This window comes from Flavobacterium sp. (genome assembly GCF_032153895.1).
Lineage (GTDB): Bacteria > Bacteroidota > Bacteroidia > Flavobacteriales > Flavobacteriaceae > Flavobacterium.
This window is the reverse complement of record NZ_JALDYN010000038.1, coordinates 1-18,371: the sequence shown is the minus strand read 5'-3', so window position 1 is coordinate 18,371 and position 18,371 is coordinate 1. Positions and strand designations below refer to the sequence as shown.

Annotated in this window: 22 protein-coding genes; 17 read left to right on the top strand and 5 right to left on the bottom strand. The window is 37.4% G+C overall.

The window, feature by feature from the left end; translation table 11 throughout:
- The 3 genes from RUH60_RS10530 to RUH60_RS10520 all read left to right on the top strand — a co-directional run.
- The coding region (locus RUH60_RS10530) for an agmatinase family protein (protein ID WP_313808101.1) at positions 1 to 893 on the top strand (893 nt) is incomplete at its 5' end.
- 125 nt (positions 894 to 1,018) lie between these two features.
- The gene (locus tag RUH60_RS10525) at positions 1,019 to 1,417 is read left to right on the top strand and encodes a glycine zipper family protein (protein ID WP_313808099.1); all 399 of its coding nucleotides are present in this window, start codon (positions 1,019 to 1,021) and stop codon (positions 1,415 to 1,417) included.
- Between the two features lie 151 nt (positions 1,418 to 1,568).
- Complete coding sequence (locus RUH60_RS10520; protein ID WP_313808097.1) at positions 1,569 to 2,912, top strand: NAD(P)/FAD-dependent oxidoreductase; 1,344 nt, start codon at positions 1,569 to 1,571, stop codon at positions 2,910 to 2,912.
- A gap of 21 nt (positions 2,913 to 2,933) precedes the next feature.
- On the opposite strand, the gene RUH60_RS10515 is transcribed toward RUH60_RS10520, so the two are convergent.
- Genes RUH60_RS10515 through RUH60_RS10505 form a run of 3 tightly spaced genes read right to left on the bottom strand, consistent with a single transcriptional unit; the run spans position 2,934 to position 5,184 of the window.
- Positions 2,934 to 3,296 carry a cupin domain-containing protein gene (locus tag RUH60_RS10515; RefSeq protein ID WP_313808095.1) on the bottom strand — a complete coding sequence of 121 codons (363 nt, stop codon included), beginning with the start codon at positions 3,294 to 3,296 and terminating at the stop codon, positions 2,934 to 2,936.
- Positions 3,293 to 3,661 carry a DMT family protein gene (locus tag RUH60_RS10510; RefSeq protein WP_313808094.1) on the bottom strand — a complete coding sequence of 123 codons (369 nt, stop codon included), beginning with the start codon at positions 3,659 to 3,661 and terminating at the stop codon, positions 3,293 to 3,295. Before RUH60_RS10510 ends, RUH60_RS10515 begins: the two co-directional genes overlap by 4 nt.
- On the bottom strand, positions 3,661 to 5,184 hold the full coding sequence (locus RUH60_RS10505; protein WP_313808092.1) for a helicase HerA-like domain-containing protein: 1,524 nt from the start codon (positions 5,182 to 5,184) through the stop codon (positions 3,661 to 3,663). Before RUH60_RS10505 ends, RUH60_RS10510 begins: the two co-directional genes overlap by 1 nt.
- A 340-nt stretch (positions 5,185 to 5,524) precedes the next feature.
- Between RUH60_RS10505 and RUH60_RS10500 the strand changes: the two genes are divergently transcribed.
- The 10 genes from RUH60_RS10500 to RUH60_RS10455 all read left to right on the top strand — a co-directional run bounded on the left by RUH60_RS10500 (position 5,525) and on the right by RUH60_RS10455 (position 13,498).
- On the top strand, positions 5,525 to 6,358 hold the full coding sequence (locus tag RUH60_RS10500) for a MotA/TolQ/ExbB proton channel family protein (protein WP_313808090.1): 834 nt from the start codon (positions 5,525 to 5,527) through the stop codon (positions 6,356 to 6,358).
- 97 nt (positions 6,359 to 6,455) lie between these two features.
- Entirely contained in the window at positions 6,456 to 7,070 is a 615-nt protein-coding gene (locus RUH60_RS10495) for a biopolymer transporter ExbD (protein ID WP_313808088.1), read from the top strand.
- 18 nt (positions 7,071 to 7,088) lie between these two features.
- Complete coding sequence (locus tag RUH60_RS10490; RefSeq protein WP_313808086.1) at positions 7,089 to 7,655, top strand: biopolymer transporter ExbD; 567 nt, start codon at positions 7,089 to 7,091, stop codon at positions 7,653 to 7,655.
- 31 nt (positions 7,656 to 7,686) lie between these two features.
- Positions 7,687 to 8,508 (top strand): energy transducer TonB, encoded by an 822-nt coding sequence (locus RUH60_RS10485; protein WP_313808084.1) that lies wholly within the window; start codon positions 7,687 to 7,689, stop codon positions 8,506 to 8,508.
- 235 nt (positions 8,509 to 8,743) lie between these two features.
- Complete coding sequence (locus RUH60_RS10480) at positions 8,744 to 9,196, top strand: energy transducer TonB (RefSeq protein ID WP_313808082.1); 453 nt, start codon at positions 8,744 to 8,746, stop codon at positions 9,194 to 9,196.
- A gap of 22 nt (positions 9,197 to 9,218) precedes the next feature.
- A complete protein-coding gene (locus RUH60_RS10475; protein ID WP_313808080.1) occupies positions 9,219 to 10,154 on the top strand; it encodes a substrate-binding domain-containing protein in 936 nt (311 codons plus the stop codon).
- A 24-nt stretch (positions 10,155 to 10,178) separates the two neighbouring features.
- Positions 10,179 to 11,855, top strand: a complete 1,677-nt coding sequence (locus RUH60_RS10470) for a tetratricopeptide repeat protein (RefSeq protein ID WP_313808079.1) — start codon at positions 10,179 to 10,181, stop codon at positions 11,853 to 11,855.
- 193 nt (positions 11,856 to 12,048) lie between these two features.
- Positions 12,049 to 12,681, top strand: a complete 633-nt coding sequence (locus RUH60_RS10465; RefSeq protein WP_313808078.1) for a 7-carboxy-7-deazaguanine synthase QueE — start codon at positions 12,049 to 12,051, stop codon at positions 12,679 to 12,681.
- A 3-nt stretch (positions 12,682 to 12,684) separates the two neighbouring features.
- Positions 12,685 to 13,074, top strand: coding sequence for an Imm64 family immunity protein (locus RUH60_RS10460; protein ID WP_313808077.1), 390 nt, complete (start codon positions 12,685 to 12,687; stop codon positions 13,072 to 13,074).
- A 19-nt stretch (positions 13,075 to 13,093) separates the two neighbouring features.
- Entirely contained in the window at positions 13,094 to 13,498 is a 405-nt protein-coding gene (locus RUH60_RS10455) for a DUF2059 domain-containing protein (protein WP_313808076.1), read from the top strand.
- A gap of 51 nt (positions 13,499 to 13,549) precedes the next feature.
- Here the strand turns inward: RUH60_RS10455 and RUH60_RS10450 are convergent, their stop codons facing one another.
- Positions 13,550 to 14,257: a class I SAM-dependent methyltransferase gene (locus RUH60_RS10450; protein WP_313808075.1), complete on the bottom strand. Its 708-nt coding sequence runs from the start codon at positions 14,255 to 14,257 to the stop codon at positions 13,550 to 13,552.
- Positions 14,258 to 14,325: 68 nt separating this feature from the next.
- Here RUH60_RS10450 and RUH60_RS10445 point away from each other — a divergent pair, with 68 nt between their 5' ends.
- From RUH60_RS10445 to RUH60_RS10435, 3 genes are read left to right on the top strand one after another with little or no spacing between them, the layout of a single operon-like run.
- The gene (locus RUH60_RS10445) at positions 14,326 to 14,823 is read left to right on the top strand and encodes a YkgJ family cysteine cluster protein (RefSeq protein ID WP_313808073.1); all 498 of its coding nucleotides are present in this window, start codon (positions 14,326 to 14,328) and stop codon (positions 14,821 to 14,823) included.
- Positions 14,820 to 15,230: a PH domain-containing protein gene (locus tag RUH60_RS10440; protein WP_313808071.1), complete on the top strand. Its 411-nt coding sequence runs from the start codon at positions 14,820 to 14,822 to the stop codon at positions 15,228 to 15,230. The genes RUH60_RS10445 and RUH60_RS10440 overlap by 4 nt, the downstream gene beginning before the upstream one ends.
- Before the next feature lie 4 nt (positions 15,231 to 15,234).
- A complete protein-coding gene (locus RUH60_RS10435; RefSeq protein ID WP_313808069.1) occupies positions 15,235 to 15,603 on the top strand; it encodes a VOC family protein in 369 nt (122 codons plus the stop codon).
- A gap of 30 nt (positions 15,604 to 15,633) precedes the next feature.
- On the opposite strand, the gene RUH60_RS10430 is transcribed toward RUH60_RS10435, so the two are convergent.
- Positions 15,634 to 16,866, bottom strand: a complete 1,233-nt coding sequence (locus RUH60_RS10430) for a DUF1343 domain-containing protein (RefSeq protein WP_313808067.1) — start codon at positions 16,864 to 16,866, stop codon at positions 15,634 to 15,636.
- A 6-nt stretch (positions 16,867 to 16,872) separates the two neighbouring features.
- Here RUH60_RS10430 and RUH60_RS10425 point away from each other — a divergent pair, with 6 nt between their 5' ends.
- Complete coding sequence (locus RUH60_RS10425) at positions 16,873 to 18,105, top strand: ABC transporter permease (RefSeq protein WP_313808066.1); 1,233 nt, start codon at positions 16,873 to 16,875, stop codon at positions 18,103 to 18,105.
- The last annotated feature ends 266 nt before the right edge of the window (positions 18,106 to 18,371 follow it).

Genomic DNA, 18,371 nt, shown 5'->3' with positions numbered 1-18,371 from the left:
CTTTTCAGGTAGATTTGAGCCATCAGGAATTTCCGGAATTGTGGAAGTTGGGAATTTATATGGACGAAGCACCGTCACATTGGGCCAAAAACTCAGAAAAATTCAAAAGTTTAGCACAGCCAATCATAGAGGCATTGGAAGCGGGAGAAGATGTGTCAACATTTCCAGCGCTGCAATCGGATTTGGATAAAATCAACAAAGCCTGTCGCGATATGAATGAGGAAGTAAAAAACCGCATTCTGCATTGGATGAATCAAGGTAAAAAAGTGGCGCTTTTAGGGGGTGATCACAGTACACCGCTGGGCTACTATCAGGCTTTGGCAACAAAATATGAAGATTTCGGAATTTTACATTTAGATGCTCACATGGATTTGCGCATAGCTTACGAAGGCTTTACGTATTCGCATGCATCAATTATGTACAATGCGTTGCAAATTCCTCAGATTTCTAAAATCGTTCAGGTTGGAATTCGTGATTTTTGTGAACAGGAAGTGGAAGTAGCACTTAAAGGCCGCGTTTTAGTTCATACCGATATGGATTTAAAACAAGAAACTTTTCAAGGGCAAACCTGGGAACAACAATGCGACAGAATCATCGCTTCACTGCCTAATAAAGTTTGTATTTCTTTTGATATTGATGGGATGTATCCGTGGTATTGTCCTAATACTGGAACTCCGGTTCCGGGAGGTTTTTCATTCGAACAAGCCGCTTATTTATTAAGTCGTTTAGCCGAAACTGATAAAGAAATTATCGGATTCGATTTGGTGGAAGTTGCTCCGGGCGATGACGATTGGGATGGTAATGTAGGAGCCCGAATGTTATTTCACATGTGTGGCGTTTTGGCCAAATCACAAAAATTACCAGTCGGAAAGAAAATTCAATTTAACCGATAAATACAGGCGAACCGTGAGGTTCGCTTTTTTTATGTTGAAATCCTATAACGATTCGCGAAAATCCTGTAAAACTTTTGTAGGCAAACCGTCGTTACTTTGTCATGTAATCATAAATGAAAAGTATCATGAAAAATTTAGCTATTATAGGATTTGCAGTTTTGACAATGGTTTCGTGTAAAGATATGCAGAAAGAAAATACAGAATTGACAAGTACCGAAACTATTGATTCCTTAAAAATGGAATTGGAAAAACAGCGTATTATCGATTCAGTTCGTATGGCTGAAACCAATAAAAATGAAAAAGAGGTTGTAGTAGTAAATAATACAACGCCTCAGGCAGCTCCACAAAAAAAGAAAATGAGTGGTGCTGTTAAAGGAGCCTTGATTGGTGCAGGGGTTGGTGCTGTAACAGGTGCCGCTGTAAGTAAGAAAAAAGGAGAAGGTGCAATTATTGGCGGATTGGCTGGAGCCGGTGTAGGTGCTGGTACAGGAGCCATCATCGATGAGAGCAAAAAGAAAAAGTAGTTAGTTGTTTAGTATAAATTTGGTCGGAAAGTGCGTCATTTTAAATGATGCATTTTTTGTTTTTAGACAGTGTGTATTCGATTTCGAAATAAATCCAAAAAGAACGGCATATTGTTTGAAAAAATATAAATTTGTATAAATAAAATCTGTAATGCAAACTCCCCAAAAAATAGCCGTAGTCGGTTCCGGATTAGTAGGAACGCTGTTGGCGATTTATCTCAAAAAAGCTGGTCATGCGGTTCATGTATACGATAGAAGTCCAGACATTCGCAATGTTGTTTTTTCTGGGCGTTCCATCAATTTGGTGATGTCGGACAGAGGTTGGCGAGCATTGGAAGATATCGGTTTGGATGATGAAATTAAAAAAATCGGAATTCCAGTCGATAAAAGAGCCATTCATATGGTTGGGAAAGAGTTATCGTATCAGCATTACGGAAAAGACGGAGAAGCTATTTTTTCCTTATCCAGAGGATTGCTTAACCGAAAAATGGTCGATTTAGCGGAAGAAGCCGGAGTAGAATTTTTCTTCAACGAGAAAATTTGGGATGTTACTTTAGCAACAGCAACTTTACACGAAGGCGAAGAAGAACGTGGGGAATGGAAAGAGTTACAGTATGATATGGTTTTTGGAGCCGATGGTGCATTTTCTAGAGTTCGTCACCGTATGCAGCGTCAGAGTATGTTCAACTATTCGCAGGATTTTATTCGAGTTGGATACAAAGAATTACACATTCCGGCCAATGCAGACGGAACTCATAAAATCGATAAAAATTCTTTGCACATTTGGCCTCGCGGAGAATTTATGCTGATGGGATTAGCCAATCCGGATGGTAGCTTTACCTGTACTTTGTTCATGCCACACGAAGGCGAAAATTCCTTTGAAAAATTAAAAGACAAAGAAACCTTAGTTGCTTTTTTCGCAGAACATTTTCCCGATACGAAAGAAGTGATTCCGGATTTGGTGGAAGATTTCTTCAAAAATCCAACGAGTTATTTGGTTACCATGAAGTGTTATCCTTGGACTTTTGAGGATAAGGTAGCTTTAATTGGTGATGCGGCTCACGCGATTGTGCCTTTCTACGGCCACGGAATGAACGCCGGTTTTGAAGATATTACGATATTGAATCAGTTGATGCAACAATACGGGAACGATTGGAAAACGATCTTTAAGGAATACGAAAAATCACGTAAACCCAATGCAGATGCGATTGCCGAGTTGTCGTATCGCAATTTCATGGAAATGAGTTCCAAAACGGCAGATGCTAAATTCTTGTTGCAGAAAAAAATTGAGAAATGGTTTTCAGACAAACATCCGGATAAATGGGTTCCGTTGTACAGCAGAGTGACGTTTAGTCATCAGCCGTATTCTGAAGCTTTGGCGGAAGGCGATAAACAAAACCGAATCATGGAAGAAATCCTGTCAATCGAAAATATAGATCAAATTTGGGATACAGAAGTTATCGAACAACATATTCTGAGTTTATTGGAAAAATAAAAGAGGCTTTTGCCTCTTTTTTTATGCTTCGCGATGCACAGCGTCCATACTAAATGCCGGTGTACAAATGGCAAGATATTCACAAGCTTCCTCAAACGGATTGGAATATTGAACTCTGGTATTACGCTCAATTTTTATGGATTGTCCGGCTTCTAAAATTACCGTTTCATCATCAATGATAAATTGCTTTTTACCTTTGATGATATAAGTGAACTCGTCAAATTCCGGAGTTTGGAAGGGTTCGCTCCAGCCTGGCGGTGCAATCATGTGAGCAATCGAAATGGCTTTGTTGGCAGTTGTAGCCAAACCGTGATGTTCTTCAATTACTTTGCCGTCTGAAGTCGGAACTACGAAAGGCGTTTTCTGTATAAAATATTTTTTCATTTTTTAAAGATAAAATAAACGGCTAATACTAAAAAGCAAAAACCAACGGCGTGATTCCATCGAAAGGTTTCATTTTTAAAGAACAACATAGAGAAAATTACAAAAATGACTAAGGTAATAACTTCCTGAATTACTTTTAGTTGTAATAATGAAAACGGTCCGCCATTGCCCTGAAATCCGATTTTATTTGCAGGAACCTGGAAACAATATTCAAACAAAGCCAATCCCCAACTGATTAAAATAATGGTGATTAATCCGGCGTTTTCAAACCATTTTAAGTCTTTAAACTTCAAATGTCCGTACCAGGCCAAGGTCATAAAAACGTTGGAAAGTACTAATAAGCCGATGGTTAAAATTCCTTTCATTATTTTCTGAAGATTTTAAGAAGAATGCCCATCACACCTCTGATGAACGAAGCACTTGTGACTACTTTGGTTACTGATTTTCCGATTGTTTCTGCGGTACTCGGCTCAGGTCTGGTGCTTTTCCTTGGAGCGGGTATGCTGGTTTCGGTTTTTTTCTGGGCTTCCTGAACTGCAGTATCGATTTTTTTAGTAAGCATTTCATAAGCGCTTTCGGAATCTACAACCTGATTGTATTTTTGAACGAGTTTGGAATTGGAATTAATCGATTTGATTTCGTCATCCGATAAAATATCCATTCGGCTCATCGGTGCGCGCATCATACAAGCAACAAGTGGTGTCGGAATACCTTTTTCGTTCAAAGCGGTTACAAAAGCTTCTCCGATTCCTAGTTGTGTAATCACGTCTTCTGTTTTGTAAAAATCCGATAACGGATAATTTTCTGCGGTCATTTTAATCGCTTTACGGTCGTTTGCGGTAAAGGCGCGAAGGGCGTGCTGAATTTTCAATCCTAACTGGGCTAAAACGCCAGAAGGAACATCAGTTGGATTCTGCGTGATGAAATACACACCAATTCCCTTGGAACGAATCAGTTTGACAATGGTTTCAATCTGATTTAAAAGTGTTTTGCTGGCTTCATTGAAAATCAAGTGTGCCTCATCAATAAAGATGACTAATTCTGGTTTTTCAACATCGCCAACTTCAGGCATTTTTTGATAAACTTCCGCTAAAAGACAAAGCATGAAAGTTGAAAAAAGCTTCGGTCTATCCTGAATATCAGTTAAGCGAACGATGTTTACAAAGCCGTTCCCGTTTTCATTGGTGCGCAGTAAATCTTCAATGTTAAAAGAAAGTTCTCCGAAGAACAAATCGGCGCCTTGTTGTTCCAATTCGATGGTTTTTCTTAAAATAGAACCTGTCGAAGCTGTGGAAATTCTTCCGTATTCAGCTTCAAATTCTTTTTTGCCTTCCTCGGTGGCATAACGCAGTACTTTTTTGAAGTCTTTTAAGTCGAGCAACGGAATTTTACGATCATCGCAATATTTAAAAATTACGGAAACTACACCGCTTTGGGTTTCATTCAAATCGAGAATTCTGGAAAAAAGCACCGGTCCAAATTCGGAAACTGTGGCGCGCAATCGTACACCGTTTTGTTCGGATAAACTCAATAATTCAACCGGAAACGATTTTGTTTGGTAGGAAACCCCAATTTTAGCATGACGCTCGGTTATGAAACTTTTTTCTTCGCCCAATGCAGCAATTCCGGAAAAGTCACCTTTAATGTCCATCATCAAAACCGGAATTCCGTTTAGGGAAAGCTGTTCGGATAACACCTGAATGGTTTTGGTTTTGCCCGTACCGGTGGCTCCGGCGATTAATCCGTGACGGTTTAAAGTTTTGAGCGGGATTTTGATTAAGGTGTTTGGTGTGGCTTCGCCGTTTAGGATTCCGCCGCCTAATACGATGTTTTCTCCGTTACAACTGTAACCTTTATTTATATATTCTGAAAAGAGTGAAATATTCATTTTGTATACAAAAAACGATTTAAATTTACTTTAAAGACAAAGATATTGGTATTTGAACGACATCAAATTCACTTTCTTTAATTTATTATGAAAAAAACTTCGGTCTTGACAAAAATAAAATTAACATTCTGGCGTTCTTAATTTAATCTTATGTTAATATTTAGGGTTCAACTTAAAATAAATGGTCTTTTCAGCGTTAAATAATTTTAAATAAGCGTTCAAAAAATGGCAGTTTTGTTTTTTTATTAATTCTAAAAACATAAATTTGCGACTCTTATGCTTCAAAATGTGGAGATAAGAATTAAGTTCAATAAAATCGAAAAACTAAAAATTTTTTAAAATGACAAACGTATCTAACGAGACTGTTGAAAATGGAGCTAGCTCTAAAGGTTCAAACTTTTTTGCAGGTTTAACAATTGTAATCTGTTTAGTTATTGGATTTCTAGTATGGAAATTCGTAATGGGTCACTCTTCTAACTTTGAAGGAGGCGATAACACAGGTCACCCGCTACCTGGAAACTATTTAGGGATGGTTTATAAAGGTGGATTTATCGTACCAATGTTGATGGGATTATTCTTAATGGCGGTAGTATTCTCTTTTGAGCGTTTCTTCGTTATTTCAAAAGCTGCTGGAAAAGGAAATGTTGAGACTTTCGTTAAAAACGTTCAGTCTTTAATCGGACAAGGTAAAATCGATGAGGCTATTGCTGAGTGTGATACACAGCAAGGTTCTGTTGCTAACGTGGTTAGAGCAGGTTTAACAAAATATCAAGAAGTGAAAAAAGAAGGTTTCGATAGCGAAAAAGCTACTGAAACTATTCAGAAAGAAATCGAAGAAGCTACTTCTTTAGAGATGCCAATGTTAGAGAAAAACATGACAATCATTGCTACATTAGTATCAATCGGTACGTTAATGGGATTATTAGGAACGGTATCAGGTATGATTAAAGCGTTCTCTGGATTAGCTGCTGCAGGGGCTCCTGACCAGGCTGCGTTAGCGACAGGTATTTCTGAGGCACTTATTAATACAGCTACAGGTATTGGTACGTCTACATTAGCTATCATCACTTACAATTTATTTACATCTAAAATTGATAAATTAACTTATTCTATTGATGAGGCTGGTTTTGCTATTACTCAGGCTTACAGAAGAATGAAAGGACGTGCTGCTTAATTTTAAGCGCGTTATAAAAAAGTTAATTTATTAATAATGTAGTAGTGGTTGAATCGGGTTTCCGGTTCAGAATGCTGCTAAACTAATTTGAAGAAAAATGGCAAAAGTAAAAATGTCAAAAAAGAGTACGAGAATTGACATGACCGCGATGTGTGACGTTGCGTTCTTGTTACTGTCGTTCTTCGTAATGACTTCGACTGCGAAAGTACCTGAGCCGCTACCGGTAGATACACCGGCTTCTACAGTACAGACTAAATTACCGGATACGGATTTAGCGACGATTACTGTTGGAGACGGAAAAGTGTTCTTCGGGATGACAGGTCAGGATTTACGTGCTGCCACTCTTGATAAAATTGCTGAGCGTTACACCTTAGATTTTACTGAGGATGAAAAGAAACGTTTCTCATTAATCGACGGATTTGGAGTTCCAGTTGGGGAATTGAAGTTGATTATTGCAAAATCAGGAGAAGAGCGTAATAAAGAAGGTTCGCAGAAGGGTATTCCGTATGATTCTATCGACAACCAGTTGAAAGAATGGGTTTTGGCGGCGCGTTATGCAGCAAGTGAAATTCATACAGCTGAGTTGAAAGTAGCAATAAAAGGTGATGCTAAAGAAGAATATCCAACGATTAAAAAAGTAATTGATATTCTTCAGGATCAACAGGTTAATAAGTTTTACTTGGTAACCGGATTAAGAACGGATGATTTTTAATAAAAAATATACTGTAAAATGGCAGAATTAAATAGCGGCGACGGCGGTGGCAAGAAGAAAGGCCATGTAAGGAGTAAAAAGCAAAATGCCGGGGTGGATTTGACCGCGATGGTAGATTTGGCATTCCTTTTGATTACTTTCTTCATGTTGACTACGTCGTTGTCAAAACCACAGTCAATGAATCTGGCGATGCCTGATAAAACAAAGACGGATGTACCAATCACTCTTGAAACGGCTGATGATAAAACCGTAACTTTGTTGTTAGGAGAAAAGAATCAGATTTTGTGGTACTACGGATTACCGACTGCACCGATTGAAGGGCCTGAAAAGGTAGGTTATGGTAAAAACGGTATCCGAAAAGTACTATTGGAGAAAAAAGAATTGGTTAAGTCAAAGTACGCGGCTTATGAAGCTAAAAAACAAGAGATGATTGTTTTGATTAAAGCGAGTAAAAAGTCTAACTACAAAAACTTAGTGGATGTCTTAGATGAGATGGCTATCACAAACGTACAAATTTATGCGATTGTGGATATTACAGCAGACGAAAACGCAATGCTTGAAAAAGAAGGATTATTGACAAAATAATTCATCTTTTGAATCATTAAAATTTACAATTATGTCAAAATTAAACATATTTAAGCAAGAGTGGATTGATATGGTCTTCGAAGGCCGTAACAAGGCATATGGTGCTTATCAATTGCGTTCAGAAAATCCTAAAACAACCGTAAGAGCCATGTTAATTGGTGCTGTCTTATTTGCGGCGGCAATTGGAGGTCCGGTTGTGAAAAATATTATTGGCGATAAATTTGCCAAAAATGAAAAGGAAAATCTGGACAAGGTAATTGAAACAAAGCTATTACCACCGCCTCCACCAAAAGATTTACCACCACCTCCACCACCTGAAGCACCAAAAGCGGTGAATGATCAGGTGAAATTCCCGCCACCAAAAGTTGTGGAGAAAGAGAAAGTGCGTGATGAAGATCCGCCAACAGTTGAGGATTTGAAAACTGCAGATCCGGGGACTGAAGATAAAAAAGGGAGTAAAGATGGCGCTATCGTTAATGTAACCCCTCCAGGAGATGCAGATGTTGGAACCAAAGTAGTTGAGGAAGATAATAAAGTTTACGTTGCCGTAGAAGTTTTGGCTGATCCAGAAGGAGGTATGTCAAAGTTCAGACAGGCATTTGGAAACAAGTTACAGTCTCAATTACCTGAAGTAGATGAAGGAGTTACTCAAATTCGTGTAATGTTAGGATTCGTTGTTGAAAAAGACGGAAGTTTAACAGATATTCGAGTTTTAAGAGATCCTGGTTATGGTGTAGGGAAAATTGCTGAAAAAGTTTTGAGAAGCATGCCTAAATGGAAACCTGCGGTTCAAAACGGACGTTCGGTACGTTCACAATTTACTTTGCCAATTACTATTCAGGTGGCTAACTAACATGAATTTATTTAAAAATTTTAAACAGAAATCGCCCCAACAGCGATTTCTGTTTGTTTTAGGACTAGTCTTTTTAGGATTGTATGTGTTTTTGGCCGTAACTTTGTTTGTTTGGAAAACAATGCCTGTCGATATTCCGTATAATAGAAGAATTATTTTAGGGGTGTTGCTTTTAATTTACGCAGTTTTCCGTTTTACACGATTGTTGAATAATACAAATGAAGAGTAGTAGATAATGAAATATTTTTTTAAGGTCTTGTTTTTTTTGTTTTTCTCAAGCCTGTCATATTCACAGACAAATGATGTGGTGGTGGTTGATGCTATTAAAGATGAGCCGGGTCAGGATAAAGTATATGTGGCTGTAGAGGTTCAGGCAAAATTCGAAGGAGGTATGAAAAAATTCTCTCAGTTTTTTATTGATAATTTTATAGCGCCAAAGGTGGAAACTTCCGGACTTTATAAAGTAATGGCAGGTTTTATTGTTGAAAAAGACGGAACTTTAAGTGCTATTAAAATATTGAGAAGTCCTGGTCAGGATTTTGATGAAGCCGTTATCGAGGTGTTAAAGAAATGCCCAAAGTGGATACCGGGTATGCAGAATGGAGAAGCAGTACGTTGTCAGTTTACGCTTCCGATTACTATTAATTGCGAAGCAACAACTACAGAGCCGGTAAATAGTCAAAAATAAATTCAAACAGTGTTTGTATAAAATGAATAGATCGTCATATTTTGTTCTGGGTGTTTTTGCGTTAATTCTTTTTTTTTCCTGTGATAAAAAAAGTAAAGAAGTACAACCCGAAGAAATAGCAGAAACAGCTGTAGCCGGATCCACAACAATTTTGGTGGATGAAACCATTTTTCCGATTGTGGAAGATTTGGCTACTGTTTTTGAAAGTGAATACCGAAGAGCCAAGGTTAATTTAGTTGCTCTTCCTGAAGCGGATATTTTAGAGCAAATCAAAGTCGATAAAGCGCGAATTGCAATTTTAGCCCGTGACTTGGATACGACGGAAGTGGTTTATTATAATCAGCAAAAGCATGTTTTTCCGCGCAGAACGCAATTTGCAGTGGATGCCATTGCTTTTATTGGAAATAAAGCCATTGCCGATTCGGTTTTGACCAAGAACAATTTGGTTGATTTAATGAAAGGGAATATGAGCGGCAATTTCCAAGCTTTGGTTTTTGATAATCCGTATTCCAGTAATCTGAGAGAATTATATAAGCTTGCGGATATTTCGGAATTGCCAAAACAGGGCGTTTTTTCAATGAAATCAAATAAAGAAGTTGTAAAATACGTTTCAGAACATAAAAATGCCGTTGGAATTGTTGGAGTGAATTGGTTGTTACAACCTTCTAATGATGTGGAACCGTATGTAAAAAATGTAAAAGTTTTAGCGGTTGAAAATGTTAAAGTTACCGAAAAAAACAAGTATTTTAAACCAAATCAGACTAATATTGCAGATGGGACTTATCCTGTCCAACGCAAATTATTTTTAATAAATTTTCAGGGAGCAACCGGTTTAGGCATGGGATTTGCTTCTTATATTGCAGGAGACAAAGGTCAGCGAATTGTGCTTAAGTCTGGTTTAGTGCCAAAGAAGTTCCCGACAAGGGAAATAGCCGTTCGTGATAAAGTCGAAAAATAGTTTAACCATATAAAAATTTTAGAAATGAAAAATGCTAGAGTTTTAAGTCTACTAATGCTGGGATTATCATCATCTGTATTTGCTCAAGATTTAGATCAGGCTAAAAAAGCGATTACCGCAGAACAATTTGACAAAGCCAAAAAAATATTGAAAGGGCTGGTTAAATCCAATCCGGATAATGGAAAAAACTATTTCTATTTAGGGGATGTGTATTTAGCACAACATGAAGTGGATTCAGCTAAAATGATGTTTCAAAAAGGACTTGTAGCCAAAGATAAAGGTACGCTTAACCACATCGGATTAGGACAACTGGATTTGGATGCTAAAAATACATCTGGAGCTTCAGCTAATTTTGATAAGGCAGCGTCAAGCATCAAGAAAAAAGATACTGATGAATTGTTGTTAATTGCTAAAGCCTATTTGAAATCAGAAAATCCGAATTACAAAAAAGCAATTGAAGTCATCAACAAAGCTTTAACTATTGACGATAAAAATGCCAACGCACATTTGTTGTTAGGAGATGCTCAGTATGGTGATAACAAAACCAATGAGGCGTACAGCGCGTATCGTAATGCTTATGATTTAGATAATTCGCTTTTATTGGCGAAGATGAATTTGGCAAAAATCACTAAAAATGCTAAAGCATTTGATGTGGCGATTAAGTCTTTCGATGAAATCGTAAAATTGAACCCGTCTTTCGGACCGGTTTATCGTGAATTAGCGGAAACTTACTATTTCTGGGGAACTAGTGAGCCGGCTAAGTATAACGAGTACATTCAGAAAGCATTAGTAAATTACGAGAAATATATGAACCTTACGGATTATTCCTTAGAATCCCGTATGCGTCATGCTGACTTCTTAATCTTGGCTAAAGATTATAAAGCTTTGGAAAAAGAAGCTAATGAGATGAAGAAATTAGATAATGTGAACCCTCGTATTTACCGTTATTTAGGCTATGCAGCATACGAAAATGGTAACTTTGCAGAGAGTTCAAGAGCAATTTCAGAATTCTTTACGAAAGTTGATCCAAAGAGAATCATCGCTCGTGATTACCTGTACTTAGGTTTGACCAAAATGGCTGAAGCTAAAAAAGCAGAAGGAACCTACGATGAGAAAATCTTCAACGAAGGAGTTGTAGAAATGAACAAGGCCGTAGAAAAAGATCCGGTAATTGCAACCGAATTGAATGCTTTAGGAATTAAAATGTTCAAAGACAAGTTGTACAAAAATGCAGCGAAACTTTTCGAAGTAGCGGTTAAAAATCCGAAATCGAAAAACTATGTTTACGATTATTTTTACTTAGGATATGCGTTGTACTTTGACTACGATGCTAAAACATCTCCAAAAGAGCAATTGGTTCGTGCGGATCAGGCGTTCTCAAAAGTAATCGAAGCGTGGCCAACGTCTCTGGAAGCAATCCAGTACAAAGCTCGTGTAAACGAATTGATGGGAACACCAGAAGCTAAAGCTGTAGCATTGACTAGCTATGAGAACTACATCAAAGTAATGGAAGCTAAAGAAGATGCTGAAAAAGCAAAACCGGCTAACCAAAAAGGACTAGTTGAAGCCTTAACTTTCGTAGGTGCACACTATGCTAACTCAGGTGACAAAACCAAAGCAGTAGAAAATCTGAAAAAACTTCTAGTTGTTGATCCGACAAACAAGTATGCAACAGATACACTAAAAGCTTTGAAAGCTTAAATATCCAAACCGGTAGCGAAAGTTGCCGGTTTTTTTTGAAGCGAATGGTTCGGGTGTGTTTGTTATCCTTGTTCCCGCTGTCCGCTCTACAAGGTGCCGCTTCCATCGGGGCTATTGGAATAACTTTGGGAGTTCTTGCGGGCTTTGTGTTTCAAAATAACTGACTATCTTTGCACACTAGTTTAAGAAGACCATGTTGAAGAAAGAAATCCAAATCGCTGTAGAAAAAGGAGAAATGCTTCCTTTAATGGAAGAGTTTTATACCATTCAAGGCGAGGGCTACCATACCGGAACCGCTGCATACTTCATCCGAATCGGAGGTTGTGACGTAGGCTGTCATTGGTGCGACGTTAAAGAAAGCTGGAACGCCGAATTGCATCCACCTACTACGACAGATGTAATCGTAGCGAATGCAAAAAAATATGCTGAAACGGTAGTTGTAACTGGAGGCGAACCTTTAACCTGGGATATGACAACGCTTACTTCAAAATTAAAAGCTGAAAATTTGCGCGTTCATATTGAAACCTCAGGGGCTTATCCGGTTTCAGGGCATTGGGATTGGTTTTGTTTGTCACCTAAAAAAACAAAATTACCGGTTCAAGATGCTTATGATATTGCACACGAACTGAAAGTCATCATCCACAACAAACACGATTTTATTTTTGCTGAAGAACAAGCTTCAAAAGTAAATAGCAATGCGATTTTGTTTTTACAACCGGAATGGAGTAAAAAAGAAGAAATGACACCATTAATTATTGATTATGTTATGAATAATCCGAAATGGCGCATATCTTTACAAACGCATAAATATCTGAATATTCCTTAATTTATGAAAAAACTATACGCTGTTATTTTATTCATGTTCGCATTCAATATGGGTTTTGCTCAATTAGGCGGTGAAGACGAAGTGTATTTAGACGGGAATAAAATCGAAGCCAAATTTCAAGGTGGCGATTTGAATACTTTTGCTCAATTTGTATACGGTAAATTGGATATGTCTAAAATTGAAAAAGAAGGACAACTTATCTGTTCGTTTACCATCAATGAAGAAGGAGCTATGAAAAATATCCGAATTGTTAAAGACTTGGGTGGAAATTCAGCTATCGAAATGATTCGCGTTTTACAACTTTCTCCAAAATGGCAAGCTGCTACACGTAACGGAAAACCATTTTCGACGACTTATAAAATACCTTTCACCTTTAAAAGAAAGAAATCTTAATTAATCATAAACCAAAACAATGAAAAAACTATTTTTTGTAATCGCATTTGCTTTAGTAGCCAATTTAGGAACAGCACAATCGAAAGAAGCTTTTAAAGCAGACGTAATGAAAGTATTGAAAGTAACGGCAAGTTCACAAATGAACATGGCTAAAACACAAATTTTAAAGATGGTTCCGGCTGAAAAGCACGCAGCTTTCTTAGTGGAATTTGATGCGACATTACCATCGTACTACGATAAAGTTGCTGATGTTTATATGCAAGAGTACACTCATGAAGACATTAAAGAAATGTTGAAATTCTATGAAAGTCCAATCGGTAAAAAAATTACTCAAAAAGGAGATGCACTTACAGAAAAAGTAACAGCTGCAGCTCAAGAATGGGGAATGGGCTTACAAGGTATGATGATGAAATACATGCAATAATAAAAATTGCCTGATAATAAAAAACCCAAACTTATGTTTGGGTTTTTTATTTTATAAATGCGTCAATTTCGCTAAGTAATCAAAATGTTCGCCTTCTTGAACAAGTTCACAATTTAAACCATTAGCGTGGGCGGCGTTTTGTAAAGTGTTATAATCAATGTATAACCAAGGGAAGGTGTCTTCTGTTTCTCCTTTGTATTGAATTGTAAAAGTTAATTCACCATAATAACATGAGGCAGGAACTTCATAAGCACCATCTTCGTCTTGGTCATACATATAAATCAAATCGGAAGAATCAATTAGTATTTGACCGTTTTTTGAAAGTAGGGCTTTGAGTTTTTGTAAATACTTGGATGTCTCTTTTAAGGTTCCAAAAATTCCTGTTCCATTCATTAAAAGTAAAAGCGTGTCAAACTGCTCTTCAGTATTTAAATCCAAAATATTTTCAACGGCTATGTTTTTCAAACCTCTAAGTTTACAGGCTTCAATAGCATTTGGTGAGATATCGATGGCGGTTACATTAAAATTTTTCTCTTGTAAATATAAAGCATGACTTCCGGCACCACAGCCAATATCCAAAATGGTGCCTTTAGCTAAATCCAAAGCTTTGCGTTCTATTTTTGACATGTCTTTGTACGAGCGAAATAGATAGGCTACACTCATTTCATCGGCTTCGGAAATAGAAGTTTCGGTAATCAAATCTTCCGGCGAATTGTTGGTTTGGTAATCTAAAATAGCTTTTCCGAAAAGGTCTTTCATTATTTTTAGTTTAAAGTTTGAAAGTCGAACGTTTAAAGTTGGTATTTTTGTACAATATTCTAAACAAAATGCTCAAGCCGTCGTTAAACGAAATTCAAAAACTAGCCAAAGATAAGCATAACGAAAACAAAAAGTATTTCGACAAGCTGAAAAAGAAAGCGCCCAAGAATTTGGATTATGTCATGCAGGATTTGCACGATTCAGAATTCAAACGAACGGATTGTCTGGAGTGTGCTAATTGCTGTAAAACTACCGGGCCACTATTTACTACAACAGATATTGAGCGAATTGCCAAAAGTTTCCGTCAAAAACCACAACAGTTTATCGATCAGTATCTGCGTATTGATGAAGACAATGATTATGTACTGAAAAGCGTTCCGTGTACTTTTTTGGACAGCGACAACAAATGTTTTATTTATGACGTGCGTCCGAAAGCTTGTCGTGAATTTCCACACACTGATAGAAAAAAGTTTCAGCAGATTTCTGATCTTACTTTAAAAAACGTAGCTATTTGTCCGGCCGCTTATAACATCGTGGAAGAAATGAAGAAAAAAATGCCTTTATGAGAAAAGTATTCAAATCCAAAATCGATATCGCTTTACCGATATTAATTCTTTCCGGAATGATTGCGCCAACAGTAATGTTTATCCGAGAAAAAGAATGGACAGGTTTGGGAATACTTGCTTTTACGATAGTGTTTTCAGTCTATTTATTTATGGCGACCGATTATACGATTTCGAATGATATACTTAGAGTTCGTTCTGGATTTTTGGTGAATATCAAAGTTCCGATTGCGACAATTCAATCCGTATCTAAAACAGACAGTTTGTGGAGCGCGCCGGCAGGGTCCATTACTGACCGAATCGAAGTGGTTTATGAGAACTCTAAAAAAGTTGTCATTTCCCCAAAAGAAAAAGAAGATTTCGTAGCTGAATTGCTTAAATTGAATCCGAATATTGTTGTAACACTATAATATTATGTCAAAATTTCATTACCTGCGTCCGATGTTGAGGACGAATGAACTTAAAGAAACCATTGCTTTTTACGTAAATGTTTTAGGATTTACATGTGGCGAATACAATGAAGATTGGGGCTGGGCAGCTTTACATCGTGATGATGTCGAAATCATGTTGGCCAAACCCAACGAACACACACCATTTGATAAACCGATTTTTACCGGTTCGTTTTACATCAATGTTGACAGTGCAGACCAACTATGGGAGCAATTAAAAGACAAGTGCAATGTTTGCTATGAAATCGAAACCTTTGATTGGGGCATGCGCGAATTTGCGGTTTATGATAATAACGGTTACTTATTGCAGTTCGGACATAATGTAGAGGAATAAAAAAAGAGCTCGTTTAGAGCTCTTTTTATTTTAATAGATAAGGTAAGGTTTTCGCATTGTTTTAAAATCAGACAAGCCTTTTTCCCAACTTTTTCGAATTTCTGCTTCCGAAACTCCGGATTCAATTTGTTGTTGTAATTTTTTGGTTCCGGCTAATTTGGTGAAAAAATCGTTGAAGAATTTGAATTCATCTTTTGGCATTGATGTTGTTCGGTAAGCTCTGATTAACCATTTTAATTCTAATTTTTTTACTTTTTCAATTTTTGATAAATCTTCACCGAAACAAATCTGATTTTTATATAAAGGATCTTTTGCTCCTAAGTTTGGTTTTGGAGTGAAACTTGTATTGATGACAGGTAAGTAAGGCGAACCGTAAATCTGGAATTGTTTATCAGTTCCGCGGCCCATGCTTACATTAGTTCCTTCAAAAAAACACAAACTCGCATATAAATTGATAGCCTGGTCGTTCGGTAAATTTGGTGATGGTTTAACCGGTAAACTGTAGGTCATATCACGTTTGTAGTTCAAACACGGAATTACGGTCAAATCACATTGTGCTCCGTTTTTCAACCATTTCTCTCCATTAATCATCTTAGCATATTCTCCAATGGTCATGCCGTGTAACACCGGAATTTGGTGCATTCCCACAAAACTGGTGAATTCTTTTTCTAAAATAGGTCCGTCCACAATACCGCCGTTTGGATTCGGTCGGTCCAAAACAAGAAGCGGAATATTGTTTTCGGCACAAGCCTCCATTACATAATGCAACGAAGAAATATATGTGTAGAAACGCGCGCCAACATCTTGCAGGTCAAAAACCATAATATCAACTCCAGTCAATTGTTCCGGTTTTGGTTTTTTGTTATTTCCGTAAAGGGAAATAATGGGTAATCCGGTTTTGGTGTCTTTTCCGTCTTTGATGAGTTCGCCGGCATCAGCGGTTCCTCTGAAACCGTGCTCGGGAGCGTAAATTTTTTCTACGCCGATTTTCTTCTCCAATAAAAAGTCAACCAAATGGGTTTTGTTCGACAAAATTCCAGTCTGATTGGTTACAATGCCAACGTTCTTGTTTTTAAGTAAAGGAAGATAAGCGTCGAAATTGTCAGCTCCTGTTTTTATTTCCAGAAGTATTTTTTCATCGTTTTGAACTTCTGATTTTTGAGTTTCCGTTTTAGGTTCTGTATTCTTAATCGAATTTCCACACGAAACCATCGCTAAAACCAAGAATAAAACTGTATTTTTGAACATCGAATTTGAAATCATCGTCTTTTGAAATTAGAATATTTTATAGCACAACGTTTAACTACCAGTAAAGACCATAAAAGTAGCATTTCTGCGCCAATTATAAAAATTGCGATTGCTGCGATTGCTATCGGAATGATTATGATGATTGTTTCCGTGGCTACCGGTGTTGGATTACAGCAAAAAATACGCCAAAAAGTTTCGGCTTTTAACGGGCATATTGTGATCTCTAATTTCGACGACAATCAATCTGAAGTAAGTGTTGAACCGATTTCCACAAACCAAACCTTTTATCCAAAATTCAATTCCGTAGAAGGTGTCAGTCACATTCAGGCCGTAGCAACTAAAGCTGGAATTATCAGAACCGAGACTGCTTTCGAAGGTATCGTTTTTAAAGGTGTCGGAAAAGAGTTTCAGTGGAACAACCTTCAGGAATATATCGTAGAAGGCAGAATTCCCAACCTCAAAGAAAACCTAAATCCGGAAGTAATCATTTCGCGTTATTTAGCCAATCGTCTTCAGTTAAAGCTAGGCGATAAGTTCAATACCTATTTTATGAAGGAAGAAGGAAAGTTGCCCAACCTTCGTAATTTCAAAATAGTAGGGATTTACAATTCGGGCTTTCAGGAATTTGATGCGTCGTATGTGTTGGGAGATATTCGTCACGTGCAGCGTATGAACAAATGGCAAAAAGATCAGGTTGGTGCTTTTGAGGTTTTTGTTGATGATTTTTCCAAAATTCAGGAAAAGGGTGAAGAAATCTATGAGGCAATTCCGTCTACCTATAATAGTGTCACGATAGAAGAGAAGTACTTTAATATATTCGAATGGTTGAAACTGTTTGACTTTAATATTTTAGTTATCCTTATTATTATGGTGGTGGTGGCTACAATTAATATGGTGGTGGCTTTGTTGGTGCTTATTTTAGAGCGCACTCAAATGATTGGAATTTTGAAAGCCGTTGGTGCGAACAACTGGACGGTGCGCAAAATCTTTTTGTACAATGCATCGCATTTAATCTTTCGCGGACTATTTTGGGGTAATTTAATCGGAATCGGAATGTTGCTGCTGCAGCATTACTTCGGAATCGTGAAGCTCAATCCTGAAAATTACTATGTAACGCAGGCACCGGTTGCTATTAATCCACTTCACATTCTGTTGTTAAATTTAGGAACTGCATTGGTTTGTTTGATTGTTCTGATTATTCCTTCCTATATTATTACTAAAATTTCTCCGGTTAAAGCACTTCGATTTGATTAGAAGCGAGTGTTGCGGTCATTTTTGCGATCGTAATTCCCGCTATCCGTTGCAATTCCTCCATTTCATTCCGGGATTTCCACTGCTATCGGGGCTAGGAGATAGGCTTTTGGGATTGTTGGTAAACGTTTTTGGTAATGCTTACATTGTATATATAGTAAAGTAAATCCAAGTTCGCTACCTAAGTCACTTCGGAGCTTAGCAACTTTTCTCAAAAAAAACTTTCGTGGGTTACGAAATGGTTATCAGTGTGTTATGGATTCCTGGTA